The 17,544-nt window shown below is 44.0% G+C and carries 19 protein-coding genes; 7 read left to right on the top strand and 12 right to left on the bottom strand.

All coding sequences use genetic code 11. The features are described from left to right. Nucleotides 1-80: 80 nt before the first annotated feature. Both B2Q61_RS04765 and B2Q61_RS04770 read right to left on the bottom strand, forming a co-directional pair. Nucleotides 81-890, bottom strand: coding sequence for a hypothetical protein (locus tag B2Q61_RS04765; RefSeq protein ID WP_290620027.1), 810 nt, complete (start codon nt 888-890; stop codon nt 81-83). Further along, nucleotides 887-1,537 carry a DUF6988 family protein gene (locus B2Q61_RS04770; protein ID WP_290620029.1) on the bottom strand — a complete coding sequence of 217 codons (651 nt, stop codon included), beginning with the start codon at nt 1,535-1,537 and terminating at the stop codon, nt 887-889. Before B2Q61_RS04770 ends, B2Q61_RS04765 begins: the two co-directional genes overlap by 4 nt. A 214-nt stretch (nt 1,538-1,751) precedes the next feature. Between B2Q61_RS04770 and B2Q61_RS04775 the strand changes: the two genes are divergently transcribed. Then, nucleotides 1,752-2,522 carry a DNA/RNA non-specific endonuclease gene (locus B2Q61_RS04775; RefSeq protein ID WP_290620031.1) on the top strand — a complete coding sequence of 257 codons (771 nt, stop codon included), beginning with the start codon at nt 1,752-1,754 and terminating at the stop codon, nt 2,520-2,522. Nucleotides 2,523-2,577: 55 nt separating this feature from the next. Here B2Q61_RS04775 and B2Q61_RS04780 read toward each other — a convergent pair whose 3' ends face one another. Both B2Q61_RS04780 and B2Q61_RS04785 read right to left on the bottom strand, forming a co-directional pair. Continuing rightward, entirely contained in the window at nt 2,578-3,171 is a 594-nt protein-coding gene (locus B2Q61_RS04780) for a hypothetical protein (RefSeq protein WP_290620033.1), read from the bottom strand. After that, nucleotides 3,171-3,890, bottom strand: coding sequence for an AHH domain-containing protein (locus B2Q61_RS04785; protein WP_290620035.1), 720 nt, complete (start codon nt 3,888-3,890; stop codon nt 3,171-3,173). Before B2Q61_RS04785 ends, B2Q61_RS04780 begins: the two co-directional genes overlap by 1 nt. A 117-nt stretch (nt 3,891-4,007) precedes the next feature. Between B2Q61_RS04785 and B2Q61_RS04790 the strand changes: the two genes are divergently transcribed. Continuing rightward, the gene (locus tag B2Q61_RS04790) at nt 4,008-4,250 is read left to right on the top strand and encodes a hypothetical protein (RefSeq protein WP_290620037.1); all 243 of its coding nucleotides are present in this window, start codon (nt 4,008-4,010) and stop codon (nt 4,248-4,250) included. A gap of 124 nt (nt 4,251-4,374) precedes the next feature. On the opposite strand, the gene B2Q61_RS04795 is transcribed toward B2Q61_RS04790, so the two are convergent. Then, nucleotides 4,375-5,709: a PDC sensor domain-containing protein gene (locus B2Q61_RS04795; protein ID WP_290620039.1), complete on the bottom strand. Its 1,335-nt coding sequence runs from the start codon at nt 5,707-5,709 to the stop codon at nt 4,375-4,377. Between the two features lie 321 nt (nt 5,710-6,030). Between B2Q61_RS04795 and B2Q61_RS04800 the strand changes: the two genes are divergently transcribed. Together B2Q61_RS04800 and B2Q61_RS04805 are read left to right on the top strand one after the other, a co-directional pair. After that, nucleotides 6,031-7,083 (top strand): nucleoid-associated protein, encoded by a 1,053-nt coding sequence (locus tag B2Q61_RS04800; RefSeq protein ID WP_290620041.1) that lies wholly within the window; start codon nt 6,031-6,033, stop codon nt 7,081-7,083. Next, complete coding sequence (locus B2Q61_RS04805; RefSeq protein WP_290620043.1) at nt 7,080-8,279, top strand: hypothetical protein; 1,200 nt, start codon at nt 7,080-7,082, stop codon at nt 8,277-8,279. The genes B2Q61_RS04800 and B2Q61_RS04805 overlap by 4 nt, the downstream gene beginning before the upstream one ends. A 533-nt stretch (nt 8,280-8,812) precedes the next feature. On the opposite strand, the gene B2Q61_RS04810 is transcribed toward B2Q61_RS04805, so the two are convergent. Both B2Q61_RS04810 and B2Q61_RS04815 read right to left on the bottom strand, forming a co-directional pair. Continuing rightward, nucleotides 8,813-10,171: a DEAD/DEAH box helicase gene (locus B2Q61_RS04810; RefSeq protein WP_290620045.1), complete on the bottom strand. Its 1,359-nt coding sequence runs from the start codon at nt 10,169-10,171 to the stop codon at nt 8,813-8,815. Continuing rightward, entirely contained in the window at nt 10,171-10,671 is a 501-nt protein-coding gene (locus tag B2Q61_RS04815; RefSeq protein ID WP_290620047.1) for a hypothetical protein, read from the bottom strand. The genes B2Q61_RS04810 and B2Q61_RS04815 overlap by 1 nt, the downstream gene beginning before the upstream one ends. 123 nt (nt 10,672-10,794) lie before the next feature. On the opposite strand from B2Q61_RS04815, the gene B2Q61_RS04820 reads away from it, so the two are divergent. The 3 genes from B2Q61_RS04820 to B2Q61_RS04830 all read left to right on the top strand — a co-directional run bounded on the left by B2Q61_RS04820 (nt 10,795) and on the right by B2Q61_RS04830 (nt 13,168). Next, nucleotides 10,795-11,112, top strand: a complete 318-nt coding sequence (locus tag B2Q61_RS04820; RefSeq protein ID WP_290620049.1) for a helix-turn-helix domain-containing protein — start codon at nt 10,795-10,797, stop codon at nt 11,110-11,112. 597 nt (nt 11,113-11,709) lie between these two features. Further along, a complete protein-coding gene (umuC, locus tag B2Q61_RS04825; RefSeq protein ID WP_290620051.1) occupies nt 11,710-12,903 on the top strand; it encodes a translesion error-prone DNA polymerase V subunit UmuC in 1,194 nt (397 codons plus the stop codon). A gap of 40 nt (nt 12,904-12,943) precedes the next feature. Further along, nucleotides 12,944-13,168 carry a hypothetical protein gene (locus tag B2Q61_RS04830; protein ID WP_290620053.1) on the top strand — a complete coding sequence of 75 codons (225 nt, stop codon included), beginning with the start codon at nt 12,944-12,946 and terminating at the stop codon, nt 13,166-13,168. A gap of 10 nt (nt 13,169-13,178) precedes the next feature. Here the strand turns inward: B2Q61_RS04830 and B2Q61_RS04835 are convergent, their stop codons facing one another. From B2Q61_RS04835 to B2Q61_RS04855, 5 genes are all read right to left on the bottom strand, one after another. Then, a complete protein-coding gene (locus tag B2Q61_RS04835) occupies nt 13,179-14,018 on the bottom strand; it encodes a hypothetical protein (RefSeq protein ID WP_290620055.1) in 840 nt (279 codons plus the stop codon). A gap of 9 nt (nt 14,019-14,027) precedes the next feature. Further along, entirely contained in the window at nt 14,028-14,405 is a 378-nt protein-coding gene (locus B2Q61_RS04840; protein ID WP_290620057.1) for a GntR family transcriptional regulator, read from the bottom strand. A gap of 206 nt (nt 14,406-14,611) precedes the next feature. Continuing rightward, nucleotides 14,612-15,559, bottom strand: a complete 948-nt coding sequence (locus tag B2Q61_RS04845; protein WP_290620059.1) for a PA2778 family cysteine peptidase — start codon at nt 15,557-15,559, stop codon at nt 14,612-14,614. Between the two features lie 39 nt (nt 15,560-15,598). Beyond that, a complete protein-coding gene (locus B2Q61_RS04850; RefSeq protein WP_290613556.1) occupies nt 15,599-15,979 on the bottom strand; it encodes a PA2779 family protein in 381 nt (126 codons plus the stop codon). A gap of 161 nt (nt 15,980-16,140) precedes the next feature. Beyond that, nucleotides 16,141-17,502, bottom strand: coding sequence for a M24 family metallopeptidase (locus tag B2Q61_RS04855; protein ID WP_290620061.1), 1,362 nt, complete (start codon nt 17,500-17,502; stop codon nt 16,141-16,143). Between the last annotated feature and the right edge of the window lie 42 nt (nt 17,503-17,544).

Here is a 17,544-nt window from a genome sequence, read left to right on the forward strand (position 1 = left end):
CTGTTCACCACAACATTCAAACTCACGTACCAGTATTTTCATCTATGGACTGATAAGAGCGAAATATAGTCTTTCACACCCTAAATATTACACTTTGAGTCAGCGAATTTTTTAAAGATGCTTAAATCCTTCCACTGTCGAAAATATGTGAACAAGCCGCCGTCACCCGGAACTAAATCATCAATATCCATTAGTACATGCTGCCCCTTAAACACCGTATCAGCCGTGTTATGGCAATACTTGATGAGCTTAGTTGTTAAGTGCTCCGGGCCCCCCTTATCGCTACCATAAACAATCATGACATTTTCAGGTAAGTAATAATCAAGAAATATTGGCTTTTCCCGGGAGTTAAACGAATCGTGCTCTCCAAGGTCTGAGTCAACTACCAAGGCAATTTTGCCGGGATATAAATCTGCCTGCTTTGATACTGCGCTCAGCACCTGCCACCAGCCATGGTTTTCAGGTTTCTCAACGACGTCCCATACTTCAAAGACTGACAAAAGCGTTGAGAATGCAGAAATATATCCATCTCCCTTGCCTGCTGGCACGAGGTGAAATGCGGCAGTCACAGAAACGGTTGAACCCTGGATGTTGCGAGTATTCGTATCAACAGCAATAACGTGGTTGTACGTCATTAATGGGGCATTGGAGTTAAAATACGTCGCACCGTCAGCACTGATACTCTCATGCAATATTTTTTCATTGGCATTTAGTTTTTTTCGTTTGAACTGGAGTTTTGATTGTCCGATCAACGGATATAGCTCTCCATTTTTAACACCGAATAATTTTTGCTGAGGGAAGTCAAATGCAACCCCGTCGAAGACTTGTAAGTTCACTGGGTTCAAGCTGATTGAAATGGAGCGTTGGTGTTGCTGTTTAGTCTTCTTCATGCATGGACTATTGGCAGACAATCATGAAATTGATGATGCATGTTTCTCACTGGTGTTATGGCTTCTTCATCTCCGGTAAGAATAGAAAGCATCTGCAGGTTAATAGCAGCAACAGCATTGCAGTTTCTCAGTGCATCGTAAATAAGTTTTTGGTCGTAGCCCATACCATTGTTAACAAGCGCAATTAACCCACAGTGCGTAAAACTGTTTAGCGTAGAGTTAGAAATTGCTTTGAAATCTTGTAACTGCTTAAGAATATGGTTAGGAGCATCTGATTGATCGAGCAATTTTAACATGTCGGAAATCATCGGTGTTTCGAGTTTACTAAGTTCGTTTGGCCCAACCTGCCCGGCTGTTCTGAGTTTGGCGATCCAATTATCTGTATCAGCATGCATAAACCAAAACCCTCGGACGAGGCTCTCGTACTGAGGCCGCATCAACGCCAGTCCAGAAGATACAAAACCATCAGCGATTAGTTTAAGTGTGGCTAAACCATGCTCAAAAGATAGGATGCCGGATTGAAATGCCATTCGAAATTTGAGGTCTGGTAATAGTTCATAATGTTGTAAATGGTTTATGTGTTCCGCCATAAAATCATACATTTCAAAGCAACGAGGCAATAGTGTTTCTAATTCCTTTTTATACACAACAAATCCTTAAATACTGTGGTGCGCACATAATAGGCCAGGGTCAGAAATTGCTTACCCGCTTGGCATTCTGTCCTGTTCCGGTACTGTGGTCAATAATTGCGATATTGAGCATCGAATAAGAAAACACTCACCCACGCTGATTAAAATTTGTTCATATCTTTGTAACCTTGTTGGAGCACGATGCTTTTTCTACAACAACTCGAGCATCATCATGAAAAAGATAGCCTATATAACCTTTACCCTAACCGCACTGCTGTTTGGTGGTTTAGCTAACGCTGCTAATTGTGCTTATAGCTGCCCGACCGGAAAATCTGGCCAGACTATTGAAAGGCCAATTTACACGCTGCACAACAATAGCAGCACTAAGTTTGCCAACTGGGTGGCCTACAAAGTCACCAAAAATACCATTGATGGTCCCAGCCGTACCCGGACGTGGAAAGCAGACCCAAACATCAATTCAGCCTATACGCTTGAACCGGCAGACTATACCGATGCTGCTGCAGTACTGGGCACAGACCGTGGCCATCAAGCGCCATTGGCAGCGTTTAGCAACACAGCGTATTGGGCAATGACAAACTATTTATCCAATATTACACCGCAGTCTGCCAACCTGAACCAGGGGGCCTGGGTGAAGCTGGAAACAGCCGTTCGTAATTTGGCTCGTACCGGCCAGGAAGTTTATGTAGTAACCGGTCCACTGTATGAATGGTACTTTGGTACCTTACCGCGGGCTGATGAGGGCCACACTGTTCCTTCTGGTTACTTCAAAGTGGTGATTACCGATAACGCCGGCTGGGTTGAGGCTTCTGCTTACATTATGGAGCAAGGGCTTAGCCGCTCAGCCAGTTTCTGTCCACGGGAAGTAACTATCAATGAAGTAGAGAGCCGCAGCGGACTTAATATCATGCCATCACTGCCGTCTTACAAAGAGCCCGCGGTTGAAAGCCAGGTTGGCGGTCTGAAAACTGAGTTAGGTTGTTAAAATGCAGCGCCCGGTCTTATACCGGGCGTTATTGACAGCTCGCTCAAGTTAATCGCTAGAAAATGCCAGCTAAATCCTTGTCGAACTCGATACCAGTAAAGTCATGCTTGTTATAACCTTCTTTAAAGCTACCCGTTGCAAACAGGCCATGAGTGCCATACATTTCTGACTTAAATACTGACTTGTCTGCCAATGATGACTGCTCAAACACCAATGTCTCCACGCCACACTCAAATCCATCTTCATAATGACGTAATGTTTTCGAAGTGTCCTCTTTTGCAAACTGCAGCGGGACAAAAATGTACATCTGCACATAGCCGACCTGAAGCGCTAAAAACTCTCCTGCATCAGCCAGCAGGTTTTTAAAAGCGTTATAAGCCTCTTCTGACAATAGCAAGTATGAGCCCCAGAAAGACACATCCGGTATCGGCAATCCTTGCTTATATTCCGAAGCCAGCTCACACCTAGACGGGGTCCATTTATTCAGTAAACTTTCGTTGGTTCGGGGTTGGCGCCGTACTAATGATAAATCTTCATCGCCAAGGATTTCAGCGAATCCAAATAAATCCAGATCGGGGACTTCATAAGAATTCTCAACAGGCTTTAGTCGATATACTGTTATTGTCTTTTCCATTAATTCATCTTCCATCAGCCGGCTTTCCTTTCAAGAATATTAGCTGGATGCTCCCCTGTGCGAAGTTCACGCTTTACGGTTTGCAACCGTGACAAGAATACTCGCTCCGGCAGATTATCGTTTGAGAACTTCGAAGCAATCCAAGTTTCATAGTTGTAGGTATGAATTGGTCTGTGTGCCGGCGATTCAGGTGTAGCCCAGTCATCAGCAGTGTTCTTCGCAAAGTTACGCAACCAGATACCATTTAACGGGTCATTGATCCCAATACCAAAGGCATGCAGATTCAGGCGACTCCTAATAATCAGATCTTTGCGATGTTTGCCGGACCCCGGGATGATATGGTGAGCCTCATGAATTGGTGTTGGTTTAGGCTCACCAACGGCAAGTAAGTTTCTGGCCAACATCTTTGTCGGGTGATGGTTTTCCGTTGCCAGTTCACGAACGGACTTCGACTCGTTCGATTTGCGATAAGCTGTCAGATTTTCCTGGTACATAATGTGCGCAGCAATTTTGCGGCGCTCTAAACGCAAGTGTTGCCAATCTTTATCCCGCTTAGCTATACGCTCAGCCCTCTGCTTAGTTGTCTCGTTAGCGGGAGCCTGGCTGTTTCTGCCGTTATGAAATTCGCTGGCTTTAAGCTCGTACTGATAAATAATCATATCAAGTGGCGATGGGTTTTCAGGTCTTACAGGCCTTGGGGAACTCACATACTGAATTGGTTGGCTCGGCTTCATGCTGATGATTGCTCCTGCGACTGTTACTGAATTTACAGTAATTTTAAATTCATATAGCCTTTACATCAACCATATAAACACCTAAATTTTACCAAATGTTAACTTTAAAGGCTAAGTATGGAATATTCACCTGTGTCAAAAAAACAAGCTGTTGCGATGCTCCGCGTCTGGCAGCAAGCAGGTCATGAATTGCCCTCTCTGGCAAAATTTTCCACTGAGAAAGAGGGGAATTCTATCATCGTTCTCATTCCCGGCTATCGGTGCAACAAATGGTATCAGGTAGGCGATCGATTTACAGCTTACCAGGAGGCCATGGCATCCATCGGCGCACTTCTCGATGAAACAAAAGCAACAAAATGACACCTTCGACTATGTCTTGATAGCATTGCCCAACCGCAGCGATTGCAAACAGACCGCAAAATAATTCTGTCACAAGTCAAATCAAAGATACGGGGCAGCGTAGTATATACCTGCTTAAATATGTTTATTCTGTTTTCTTGAGTTTGTACTTATCTTCATATTTTGACCATTTCATTGTCATCAAATCATTGAAATCAGCGGTCATGGTTTCTGGTTTTACTTTAGCAACAGGTATTTTTAATCTCCTTTCCATTGCAGGTATTATCTCAGCTTTACGAGCATCGTAAACAGGATCGTTAATTCCCATCACCTCAACCAGCAAATTTTGTGTTTCGTTAGCATCAAAGTATTTAAATTTTCTGGACAACTTAAAATCGGGGATCAGAGGAACGTTAGGCTGATGATAGAATGTCTTGGCAAAGTATGGCTTCGTTATAGAGAAGCTGACTGCTGCTTGAACATCAGTATCTCCCGCATTGTTTGCTTTTTGTCGTAACCTTGAAGTGAGAGTATTTTCCCAAATCGCAAATCGCTCCGATGCAAATTTAAAAAATACTCTCTCATAATTCGAATCCACCAAAATGGGTATTTCAAGACTGACAATCGGATGCGAATATAATAAAGGCACTATCCATTCACCATCTATGTAAGCTTCTGAAAAAAAGAAAAGTCGAGCTCCTTTCGTTTGCTTAAACCTATGTGAAAAACTTCTTGGCTTTAAGCTTCTTTCAACATTATTGCTATCGGTAAATTTGCAATTACCATCCTCAAACACCAAGTTATATTCATTTGAAACGGCAATTGTATAAATCTGTGGTGGAAACCTCTTACTTACATTTCGAGTGAATTGAATAATAAACCCCTCATCTGGCTGAAGTTTTAAATTGCTTGGTGTTTTTAGCAATGAGGAAAATTTAGTTCTTTCAATGAATGGCTTATTTGCGAACAGCGAAAAGTACAAACTGTCCCAGTTGAAATTTTTGTTGTGTGTATATCGGTTAAACACCATCATTAAACCGTCAATATTTTTGCCAGCAAGTAAATGGCAGAGCATAGTATACAACGTACTTTGCCTTGTACCTCGACCACCACCGCCCCCAGTTGCTTCACCTTTTTTCTCAGCGACCTTTTTACCAGGAAGATAAGGTCTTACTTGCGGTAGCTTATCTGCATTAGTTGGTGGATTATATTCTCCTGAAGATAAGCCAACTAACGGACATTCGTCGTCGTGAGGTTTACTTGAGGATTGCTTCAAGTAGTAGGTTTCATGGGTCGAAAGCAAACACACATGACTCACTGCATCAGGTGTCGTACAGTCACAATGAATTTGATGCTTTCCATCGTGCAGTATCTTCAAGTATGTTAATGGCTCTTTGTCAAAAGTTATGCTGTTCACTGAAATGACGCCATTAACTGAGACACTTTCACCATCTTTGTTTTTAAAGTAATACGTCGGCATATCGGCTCCTACATCCATCTGCATTATTGGGTTGTATCACATTTGTGGAAATAAATGCCTAACATGAGAAAAAAAAGCGATTGACCCAGTTGGGTTATAGAGGGGACATGGTTCAGATAAGCAACGTAGACATCCATAACTTTAGGTCTATCGGAGTGCTCACATGGCTTTATCAGTAAGATTGCCGAGTCAAGAATAACTACTTGCACAACCACCTAAGTTTCGATTACAGTCACGAGACTAAGGGACACCAATCAAATAAGCAAGGATGGCTTAATTCATAATGAGAACGCTGTCCTTGGCTTGTATTCAAGGGGTTGTATGGCGATCAAACATGTGATTATCCACGTCGTAAAACGTGATAATGATGGTCAAAAGGTTTTTAAGAAACTCAGAGAAGCTGAAAATAGTACCGCTGGCATGGCGGCTCAGCTCACTGATGGTTTGATCGAACTCTTTTCAAATGCACATCTCAATATAGGCGAGTTTGGTGTTGACGGTGACAACAGTGCACACCCTGTTTTTGAACAGAAACTTGTTAGCTTTTACCCTCAAGATGATGAGAACTGTTCTGACTTCGTAAAATTAACTAGAGAACTTGCGGACCGATACGAGAACATCATAAGCAGAGATACCCTCCAATCTGTCAAAGGTGGTTTTCTTGTTTTCTATCAATACGAAAAAAATGGCTCTGATTGGTTGGCAGTAGCAGTACTAAATAAAACTGAGGGGATTGACGTCGAAGATGATCTTGATGTCGTAGCAAGCGAAATCTTAGATCTCAAAAAGCTTCACCTAGGAGCTTCAATCAACCTATCTCAATGGAAAGATGGTATTAGTACTCGCTACATTAGATTTAGAGCAGGCTTGGCCTCTGAAGTACGTGACTATTTTGAGGAATACATTGGATGCCAACGTGATAAGCACGCTGCACAAATTGAAACGCAAAAGTTAAAGGACGCCATCCAAGATTTTGGTAAAAATCAGTGTGAAATGACAGAAGAAGTTATTGCCTTGAAAGTGGCCCAAGCGCATGACTTTATAAAAGAACAACAAAAAGCAGGAAATGAGATAAAATTAAACCACGTTGCCAATCACGTTTTTCCTGATCAAGCAGAATCTTTCAGCATTTTTGCGAAAGAAAATCACGATTTGCCTGAAGAAATTGCAATAGACCCTAAAATTTTAAAACGATATAAGAAAATTTCTGGTCGCGGCAAAGGTATTTCCATCAGTTTTGACCGAGAGCTATTAAATACAACAGTCAAATATGATAACGGTCAGTTAATTTTTACAGATATTCCGGACTCTTTACGCGTTGCTATTGAGGAAGATCAAGCGGCGGCAGAAGATGAAGAAACTCTAGCAACATGACACAGCATGTCATTGAAATTTACAGTTCAGTATTTTCAGCTTTGGAAGACAAAGAGCTGATAAGTGGTGATTTCAAAGGAAAGCTGAAACTCAACTCAAAATTGAAAGCCGCCCTTTCTCTCCTTGAAGCGAAAGAACTAACATCAGGATCTTACTCATATTTTAAAGATGGTTCAGCAAAATCAAGTATTACTCTGAACCAAATAAATATAGACAGATTTGATGATAGTTACTTTTTTGAAGTTGACCTCTCAGGAAACGTTTCCAAAGGTGATTATGTCATTTGCAGAAATTGGGAAGCGGTTTTAACAAATGAGACAAAGGTTAAGTCTCCTGCTAAGTATATCTTTTTTACTGAAACGGAAACACTGCTTACTCCCTTTTCGCAAGAGGTAAAATATTCTAACTATCTCAATGTACAAAAGGTATACCACCTTGTTAAACGTTTAGCTGAGTCAACAGAGGGTGGGGACAAGACAATATTTTTTGAAAGACCGTTAACCTTTGAGTTTGTGTTAGTAGAAGCCGATCTCGATTACGCTATTGATGTTGATGCCTTAGAAAAGCTCTTAAACAAAGATCTACATCAAGAAGCGATAAATTGCTTGATTTGCAAAGAATTAGTTAGCTTTCTTAAAGACATACATGTCAAAGAACGGTTTAGCTATTTGATAAAGCATATGAGCTCTCTAATTTCTAACGTTCTGCTGAGCTATCAGAGCTATGTAGAAAGTTACACGTTTGATAAAGTTAGAAAAGAATATCTTGAAAAGAGAACTGCATATATCTCGAAAATCCATGATGTTTTTGACGCTATAGCAACTAAATTACTAACACTTCCTGCAGGGATTTGGTTTGCGACCTCGCAAATAAATCAACTAAACGTGGAATATATTAACGATATTGCATTTTATAAAAATATAGCTGTTTTAGTTACGGTAGCACTTCTAGCAATTCTAATGTTATTAAACCTCATTGGGAAATTCACCATGCTGGATTTTCAAAAGAAAGAATATTCAGATATATTCGCTGAATTATTGAAAAGCTTTAAGGACGAGGCCATAAATATAAATTCTGCGAAAATTGATATTGATAACGAGGATGCAAAGGTTAGGTCAAAACTACGATATTCAATATTTGCTACGGTAGCACTTTGCGCTCTAACATTTTCAATATTTATCGCTGCATTCCCGTGAACGCGTAAAAGTGGATACACAACAGCAAATGGATATTTTGAAATCAATGTATAGTTTTAATAGAGATCTTCGAAATGATTCTGCACCAAGACAAATTTGAAACATACATCAGAGCTGAGGGTGTCGGCCAAAATGATAGAATCGCTGACTCGGTAAAGTCCTATGTTTCTTATCTAAACAGTGTTTCACGACACCTAGATATGAGCGTGACCCCGAGCACCTTAAGGACACCTGAGAACATTCAAAATATATGCTTAAAACTTGCGGGGAAGGTGTCCAAAAAAACAATAAATAATTACAGATCGGCAATGAAACAATATATTGCAATGATTGAGCGGTATAGCTTATAACTAGAACTAACATTCGGTCGTTATCTCCCACTCGGAATTTGACTACCCTATCACCGCTTTATCCCTAAAATCCTTCCATAAGCAAAGCATGGATGTACTTTTTTGCTCAAATTGACATATGCCCAGCATAAATTAATTAACAGATTTTTTTGACAGAACCGAACACGTTCAAGCCACTAACTTTTAGAATATCGAAAATACCTGCTGCCTATAGCTGCCTTTTAGGCTAAATAGTAAAGCAGAGTTGCCCAGGTTCTCTTCGGGCTCTGATGTATAGCAATTCCAACTTTCCCCCAAAGCCTGAACTTTAGCTTTCTGACCGGTGTCGCTAACAGTTCTCATACTAAGCTGGAGCTCTTGGCTTGCCGGCGTTTCCTCCTTTTCAAAGCGAATTATTTTTTCCGGAATGTCTTGCTGCAAACGCTGCGCAAATTCCAGTAGGGATTTTTCTGCGAAGCTTATCAACCATGCTTTGTTATTCCTTATCCCGGGCATCAATCTTAGTATGCGGCCAAGCACCTGGCGGAAAAACAATTCTGTTCTGACTAAACTAAGATGTGCACAAACACGCAACCGGGGTATGTCTGTCCCCTCTGAGACCATTGACACACTGACTATCCATTGGGTGTCGGATGTTCTGAAGCTTTCAATAACGGCTTGCGGAGATGGCTCCCGGTAGGTAACCATTACAGCCGTTTGATTAAACTCACTCTGCAATATGTGTTTTATTCGCCTGGCCTCACGTACTGAACTGGCGACAACTAAACCAGCAGCATTCGCTTGCTCTTGTCTTGCGATGCTAAGCTGCTGTACCGCTTTAGTTAACAGATAGCGCAAAGCCTGACTGTCTGCCAGGAGCTCTGAATACCGAAGCTCAGAATGCTCTATTGCTGATTTAAGCGAACCGTAGGTTTCCTCATTTACCTCCAACTTATCATTGTCGATCAACACGACTTCCGGCAGCCGGCATACCCCATCTTTAATAGCATCGGCAATGCCATAGACATAGTCACAATGAATCGTCTTATCTGGGTCGATATAGCTCGCCAGAGTAATTGGCGCCAGATCACTGCGCCATGGGGTGCCAGTCATTGACAATATGTACTTCGCATGACGGCCCAGACTACGCAGGACCTCTCGCCCCCAGGCGTTGGCCAATTCTGGCTCGTCACCCCCACAGTGATGAATTTCATCAAAAACCACTAACACCCGGCTTGTTGTCAAAAAGCTCCAGTCAGCTGTCTTACTGCTGGCAAGATACTGGTATGTAAAAACTCCGCCGGCTGCGCCCAGTTGCCCATGCATAGGCTTAGCTAATACTGAAGAAAATGTTGTGCGCATGCTATTAAGCACGGCAACTGAGGGGGCAAAGCACACTACATAGTCAATTTCATTGGCATCAAACAACCGTTTTGCAACTACCGCAGCCATTACTGTTTTACCCGCACCGGGTGTCGCCAATGCCATGAAATGTCTTTGCCGAAGCTGAAACTTTTGAAGTGCCAATGATGCGCAGTCTTCTTGCCAATGACGTAGCAGCATTAATTAAAATCCTGCAGAACGCTCTCTATGGCAGACAGACGCCCCTGATACATAACGGCACGTTCTTTTGCTGACATGAATTTTGACTGAAGAGAATGCTTAAGCTCTGGGAATTCACGGGACAGCTCCTGATACTCCTGTGCCTCTGCACTGGCAGATGCAAGAGCGGTGCTGTAATCATTAAGCTTTCTATGCAACGCAACTAAGTCCGGTCTTTTATTGTTTGCTGTGGGAATTGCAGCGGTATTCATGGTTTCTGCTAACTGTTGGCCATTGTCACTCAAAGAATAAGTATTTTTCTGAGGTTCTGTCGGATGTTTGCTTACCGTTAAAACACCTTCTTGACTCAGCACCCATACCTGCTTATAGATTTTTATCCCCAGGTGTTTACTTGAGGTAGCTGTTATAAGACCTGTGCATATCGATTTTAAGTCGCTAATCGTGAAATTATCTAATCGATGCTGGTGAATAAGGGCAAGCAAAGTTTTACGAACTGACATACTACATTTTCCTGACAGTTGTGGATGCGGATAGGATATAGCAAAACTTAGGATTCCTAAGTATACTCTACTATCAAAAACTAAGACAATCTAAGTATTCCGGTATCAGAAAATGAACATCCTTTGGCATCACATACACCTTTCCCAATTCGACTTAAACAGGCCAGAAAAGCGAAAGCCCTCACACAAAAAGAGCTTGGTATGCGCATTGGGCTCGACATTAATACTGCAAGCAGCCGCATGAATCATTACGAGACTGGCCGACACCTGCCTGACTACGATATGGCCAAGAAGCTAGCAGAGGAGTTAGACGTCCCTGTTGCCTACTTCTATTGTGATTCTGATGAAATGGCTAAGTTACTGATGTCGTTTCATAAGCTAAGCACTGAGCAACAGCAAAAAGTGCTGGAGTTTATCAATGCTCAAAAGGGAATTGATTAATTATCTACAGCCAGACTTTGATAGTCATGCAATGTGTAAACTTTATTTCTTATTAGTCTCCAATTCTTATTTTCATTGCTTATCATGGTACTTTCAGGCTTCGGAAAATTAAGTTTTATGGTCACGGATCTTGGATGATCCAGAATTTATCTCAAGTTTTTTAGAATCGGAAACGTGTGACATCTCACACGTATGGTGTAGTTATCAGAAAAAGAAACCAATGTATTTATGTCTCAAAGGAGTAAATATTGTTCCGGTCAGTGAGTTCGTCTTGTCTATTTAATGCAATTTTCTGTTACTTGTGACAGTTGAATCTTTCAACAAAAAATTGAGAACAGATGCGATCGTTTAAGATCCAGAATATTAGAAATTTATTGTACGTACTCTGGGTGTTTATATATTTAAATGCGGCGGTAAAGACCGCTTTAGATATCAGCTTTAAAAAGTGTATTTCACCGACAATAAGTTGAGAATTTTGAGAGGCAATTTAAGATTTTTCTCAACTTTACTTGAAAATTTAGTGAGAATTAATGGAAACCGCTACAAGCCTTATTTTTAAAGGGGTTTCTCATATTTTTTTAGGTTAAATGTGTAACGGTGAACAACGACGGCTGTGTGGTAGCACGCTCTAAAGAAGCGAAGCAACTGGGCATAAAAATGGGCGTGCCGGTGTTTCAGGTGCAGGCGCTTATGCGCCAGCACGGCGTGCGGGCTTTTTCATCTAATTATGCACTCTATGCCGATATGTCGCAGCGGGTAATGAGCACCCTGGAGGCAATGGCACCAAAGGTTGAGGTGTATAGCATAGATGAAGCGTTTCTCGATTTAGCGGGGCTGCAGCCGCTGCGAAATTTAACGGCGTTTGGCCTGGAGATTCGTCAGCGTATTCAACAGTGGCAGGGCATTACCGTATGTGTGGGTATAGCGCCGAGTAAAACGCTGGCAAAGCTGGCTAATCACGCGGCCAAAACCTGGCACAAAACCGGTGGGGTGGTCGATTTAACCGATAGAAGTCGTCAGCGCAAATTACTGGCACTGCTGCCAGTAAATGAGGTGTGGGGTATTGGTGGCAAGCTTAGCAAACGGCTGCAGCAGTTGGGGATAGACACCGCGCTGCAACTGGCCGATGCTAACCCTAATTATATCCGGCAGCATTTTTCAGTCGTGGTCGAGCGCACCGTGCGTGAGCTAAATGGTGAATCGTGCATGGTGCTGGAAGACATAGCGCCGACCAAAAAGCAGATTATTTCCAGCCGCTCGTTTGGGCAGCGGATAACCGATAAACACCAGATGTGCGAGGCCATCAGCGAATATATTAGCCGGGCGTGCAATAAACTGCGTCATGAGCAGCAGCAGGCAAAACACCTGACCGTATTTATGCGCACCAGCCCATTCAGCGATAAGGATCCGCCATACAGTGCCAGCAAAAGTGTGGCACTCGACACGCCCGCCAGCGATACCCGGTTATTTTTAGCTAAAGCCATGCAGCTGCTCGATGCGTTATGGGTAAATGGCCACCGCTACGCCAAAGCCGGGGTAATGCTGACTGATTTTTACGACCCCGGGGTAGTTCAACCCGACTTGTTTTGCGAGCAGGCCAATGTGGCTGAGCAGCCGGGGCGACAACAGGCCGATCAGAAACTGATGCAACTTATCGATAAACTTAACGCCAAACAAAGCAAGACCATCTGGTTCGCCAGTCAGGGTGGTAAACAGGAATGGAGCATGAAGCGCGACATGTTGTCACCTGCTTACACCACTAACTGGGGCGAGTTGCCTGCAGTGAAGTAACCGCTTGCGTCAATGACCAGAACTAACTCAGGGAGGCACAATGACCACAGAAAATCCTCATCAGAAAGAACATAGTATTGCAGACTTTGAAGCATTGAAAACGGCGATAGCCAACGGTGAATCAGCACTGGTAAAGGACATACTGGCTGGTCAGACTATGCACAAGCTCGAAAAAGACTATCTGCTCGACTTAGCGCGGCTGGGTAATGACCGCACTATTATCAAGCTGTTGGACGCTATTCCTGTCAAGCAAAAGCCCGGCTGATCACTACCGGTCAGGGTTGATCTGCTGCTTTTATGACGCTGGCAGGTAAGGTTAGCGTGTAGGCCATGGTGACAATAACAAACTGCAAGTATAACGATTGGACTAACAACTTGTATTCGACCCATTGCGTACCTGATATCCACAACGTGAGTGAGAGATTAAGCAGGGCAATCAGCCAGATAACGAGATTTACATCCAACAGTTTTGACTTAATTGCCTGGCGGTGTTCAGGCAGTTTAATTGCCTTAAATTGATTACTGCGGTAAATCGTGAATAACGTAGTTATAAATACTCCGTTGAGAAGAAGCGCCCCTAGCAGGTTGGCATAACCAGCAAACCCCGGGAAAGGATGCTGTTTAAAATAAAACACGGTGCTGACAAACAGGAGTTGCGCTGCGACCACGGCCAAAACTAAAGAGGGTGACAATAGCTGATACCATTTGATCGGTTTTAGCGATGCAGTGCGAATAGTGTCAGTATATTGCAGCAGAATAGCATAAAGTTGTTTTTGTTTTAGCGCGATGTGCAGAATCGGGATCGCGGCGATGAAAAACAATACCATCAGTCCGGCTTGGTTGTCCCAGTTAAATAATTCACTTTGATTGCTCTGCGCTTGCCAGGCAACCGCAATACCAAACGCAAAGCAGACAAATGTCAGAGGCATAAATACCTTAAGTGAGTTGTTGGTATGCTTGGCTATAGCGGGTTTTGCCGCAGGAAACGCCGGGCAGGCAAATGCTCTTGCCAGATATAAATAACGCAGGTAACTAATAATGGGCACTAAACCCAGTGTCACCAAAACCTGCAGCATTGGCACGAAGTATTGCGATTCTGATTGAAAGTTAAACATAAAATATCCTTACCTTTTGTCATTTGAAATAGCATGATTGAACGCGATCCTTATTTCGGAATCAGTGGCGCCTATTGCCCGGTAACGCGCTATATCCTTTGCTAACTCGGTATGAAGCCATTCGCCGATATTAATCTGAACATTTTCCCGGGCATGAAGATGGACAAAGCTACCTCGGTATCCTTTCGATTCGATAACTTTATCTCGTTCCAGCAGCTGATAAGCCTTAGCGACAGTTTTTGAATTAATATCCAGCTCTGACGCCAACTGCCGGATTGATGGAAGTTGATCACCAGGTACTAAAACGTTTTGCTCAATAGCCTTTTTAATTTGCTGGATTAACTGGTTAAACAATGGCTCCGATGAGCTGAGATCGATCGCAATCATATTGCACGCGCAGGGGTAAGGTGATGTAAAAACATGTTGAGATCCTTTGTTATCAAACTTCGGATTGGGATAGCCGAAACTTACTATAAAACCATATGTACCATTACATCAAGTGGTACATATTATTTAAAGTAGAACGTAGAGCTAACTAATGCAAGGATGTTCTGTTAATAATGTTGTTGTAAACAATAAATGTCAGCTGAGGATTAGGTGCTGACCTGGCATTGCGACGCTGCTGCATTATCCGCTTGTTCAGCAACACCAATTTGTCGCTGGCTATCAAGCAGGTTGCTGTCTTGCGGTGCTAACAACAGCGCAGCTGCAATTAATGTTTTTGCTTGACGGTGGCAGCCAAGCTCGCTGAGCAGCACCGCATAATTGTTCAGGAAGGGTATCTGTTGTCCGGCACTGGGCAGACCTTGTTCAAACCAGTGGGCGGCCATTAGTGGCTCGGTTGCATAGTAATGGTTACCCAGTAAAAAGTACGGCAGCCAGTAGTCTGGCCACTGCCTGGTAGCCGTTATCAGGGCAGCGAGGCCAGCATTTGTTTGCCTGGTGTTGATAAGATCTTGACAGGCTTTGGTGTAAACAAAAGGGTCAAGCTGGGTGCTGGCCAGTTCAGGGGGCAACATGGCCAGCAGCCAGTAGTTAGCGCGCTGCCAGGTGCGCTCGAAGGTTGAGAAGTTCAGCCGGTGTGCTTCAGTTACCCCGGTATGTAAAATCATTTCTCTGCTATTGATGTCATAACCCACAACGACCGCGTAATGCCACTGAGGTAACCAGCTAATGGAATTATTTTGCAGCACAATCACCGGAATATTATCGGCAACCAGACTGAGTAACTGGCTCATCGTGCCGCGCTGCTGATAGGCCAGCATGCCCAGCTGACGAGTTGCTGCGGCCATTTCAATTTGTAAGGTACCTTCCAGCGCAGGCGTAAAGGTGTTAGGCGCAATATGTTCCGGGCTGGTGTTCAAACCATGAAAGTTAGCAACTTCTGCTAAGGTTGTGGGTCCGCAAAAGAACGCCTGCTGTGGATAAAACGGCACCTGAGCAATCACATGCTGACCAGCAATGGCCGGCGGTGCTGCCAATAGTTGTTTAGTTTGTGGCGGAGTCTGGCATGCGGTTAAACCAAGTAGCAGACCAGCCAACAGGCTGGCCTGTAATGTAAAGCGGATAAAAAGCACTTATCAGATAGGGCGGATAAACGGGTACACATCGGTAATGCCCATCAGATCAAGCACTGCCACTACCACCAACACGGTAACGATAGTACCAACGATACCACCTGCGGGCATATCGTTTAGCTGGGAGTTAAACGCTTCCAGCTCAGCGTTGGTCATGCTGGCAATGCGCTGTTTAGCATCTGCCGGGCTGACACCCAGCGTCTGCAATTTTTGCTGAACTTCTGCCGTATCGACAAAGGCGAGTACTTGCTGTTTATTGTATTGGTATTGTTGTGTAGCAATCACTTGATCAGAAGTGTAAACACCTGCGACAGCAGGGCTGGCAATTACCATGAGCCCGGCAAACATTAACATGGCACTGGCTGTTAGATATTTATTCATCATGTATACATCCTTAAGCTGATTGTTTTACGGCGAACTTCGTTGTTGACTTAGATTAACTACATGGAGATTTAACGCTACGCTACGCCTGAAGAGTAGTTGATCTGATAACCCTTTGCAAATACAAAGGGTTGGCCGTTAGATACCGTAACGGTATGAAAAATTTAGCGAATCAGATGCCACTGCGTTTGCCGGCCGGCCAGATAAATAACCTGTCTGCCATCAAAGTAGGCACTTTGCTCCAGCTTAATCTGTACCAGTTGGCTCCACTCTGGCACGGTCTGTTTGATATTGCCTTCAATGGCGTAAGCGGTATTGGCATAAAGTGGCCAGTCACCTTGCACCGGCGTATCGCCCTGATTATCCCACATGCCTATGGTTGGCCCCGGCGCATGGCCGACAAAACCCAATGGGTGGGTGTAGGTGCTGCTGTTAATGTCTGCTTTATTAGCGGCGGCAATGGTCGCTGCCAATACTTGATTACCGCTACGGCCGGTTTTAAATTCAGCGGTAAGAATATCCTGCCAGCGATTACCGGTGGCCAGCGCTGCTAGCAAGCCCTGTGGTGGCGAGCTCTCGTGATTAAGCAACACATAAGCCATTTCCTGGGTGTCGGTACACAGTTTCAGATAGCAAATACCAACATCGGTATGCAAAACATCGCCGCGGTGAATAATACCACTGCTGCCGCAGGATGGACTGTCAGCTGCACACGCCATACCGGCACGTTGCAGGCTAACGTAAGGCATAAACCATACCGGTAATTGCAGCTGCTCAAAGCGTTCACGCAGGTACCAGGCCACATCATCCGTGCTGGTAACACCGGGGGTAATCACTTTATTGCTAAACGCTTCGGCAATAACCGCGCGGGCTAAACTTACGATTTGCGGATAAATCTCCAGCTCGCTGCGGGTTCGCTGTTCCAGCCAGCGCACCACTAACTGTTCAGCCGATACCAGCCGGCTTTGGTAATCTGCCGGCAGTGCGGCCAGCAGCTGCTGATGCAGGCCGGAAGTTAAGCCATCGGCTACTGGCCAATGTTCAGAGCTATTAATACCAATGCTTCTCGGTTGGCGTTTAACAATTTCAGCAGCCAGCGCCTGCCATTGTTCGGTTAAATTACCGCCCGCCCAGGCCGATGTATAAGGTTCGCCAAGTGGGTAACGATTCACCGACAGTTTTTCTATAGTGCCGTCGGCCAGACGGCTAAACAGCAACATAGTGGTGCGCCGCGCCGCAAAGGTGGGTTGGGGTACCAAGGTAAAATATACCGGATCTTCGGCATACTCCCGATTAATGACCAACCACATATCCAGGTCTGATTCAGCCATCAACTGCGGTAACAGCTTTTCAAGCCGCTCATTGAGGATGCGGTTTTCTGGCTCCACTCGCTGGCGTGGGCTCAGCACCTGATAGTCAGCTGCGCTAATAAGTTGACGGCCTTGGCTGAACGGCGTGGTATTAGCTGACAATGTCGCAGACACCAGCAACGTCGCCAACAAGGATAGTAGTAGCGATATTTTCATGTATAGCCCTTAACACGATTGAATATTCACTGTTTTAAGTCA

The organism is Arsukibacterium sp. UBA5043 (genome assembly GCA_002415085.1).
In the GTDB taxonomy this organism is placed as follows: domain Bacteria; phylum Pseudomonadota; class Gammaproteobacteria; order Enterobacterales; family Alteromonadaceae; genus Alishewanella.

Bases quoted from the DNA above. Each gene is read 5' to 3' on its own strand.
- B2Q61_RS04765 (WP_290620027.1), bottom strand. From the start codon at position 890: ATGAAGAAGACTAAACAGCAACACCAACGCTCCATTTCAATCAGCTTG.
- B2Q61_RS04775 (WP_290620031.1), top strand. From the start codon at position 1,752: ATGAAAAAGATAGCCTATATAACCTTTACCCTAACCGCACTGCTGTTT.
- B2Q61_RS04780 (WP_290620033.1), bottom strand. From the start codon at position 3,171: ATGGAAGATGAATTAATGGAAAAGACAATAACAGTATATCGACTAAAG.
- B2Q61_RS04785 (WP_290620035.1), bottom strand. From the start codon at position 3,890: ATGAAGCCGAGCCAACCAATTCAGTATGTGAGTTCCCCAAGGCCTGTA.
- B2Q61_RS04790 (WP_290620037.1), top strand. From the start codon at position 4,008: ATGGAATATTCACCTGTGTCAAAAAAACAAGCTGTTGCGATGCTCCGC.
- B2Q61_RS04795 (WP_290620039.1), bottom strand. From the start codon at position 5,709: ATGCCGACGTATTACTTTAAAAACAAAGATGGTGAAAGTGTCTCAGTT.
- B2Q61_RS04800 (WP_290620041.1), top strand. From the start codon at position 6,031: ATGGCGATCAAACATGTGATTATCCACGTCGTAAAACGTGATAATGAT.
- B2Q61_RS04805 (WP_290620043.1), top strand. From the start codon at position 7,080: ATGACACAGCATGTCATTGAAATTTACAGTTCAGTATTTTCAGCTTTG.
- B2Q61_RS04810 (WP_290620045.1), bottom strand. From the start codon at position 10,171: ATGCTGCTACGTCATTGGCAAGAAGACTGCGCATCATTGGCACTTCAA.
- B2Q61_RS04815 (WP_290620047.1), bottom strand. From the start codon at position 10,671: ATGTCAGTTCGTAAAACTTTGCTTGCCCTTATTCACCAGCATCGATTA.
- B2Q61_RS04830 (WP_290620053.1), top strand. From the start codon at position 12,944: ATGACCACAGAAAATCCTCATCAGAAAGAACATAGTATTGCAGACTTT.
- B2Q61_RS04835 (WP_290620055.1), bottom strand. From the start codon at position 14,018: ATGTTTAACTTTCAATCAGAATCGCAATACTTCGTGCCAATGCTGCAG.
- B2Q61_RS04840 (WP_290620057.1), bottom strand. From the start codon at position 14,405: ATGATTGCGATCGATCTCAGCTCATCGGAGCCATTGTTTAACCAGTTA.
- B2Q61_RS04850 (WP_290613556.1), bottom strand. From the start codon at position 15,979: ATGATGAATAAATATCTAACAGCCAGTGCCATGTTAATGTTTGCCGGG.
- B2Q61_RS04855 (WP_290620061.1), bottom strand. From the start codon at position 17,502: ATGAAAATATCGCTACTACTATCCTTGTTGGCGACGTTGCTGGTGTCT.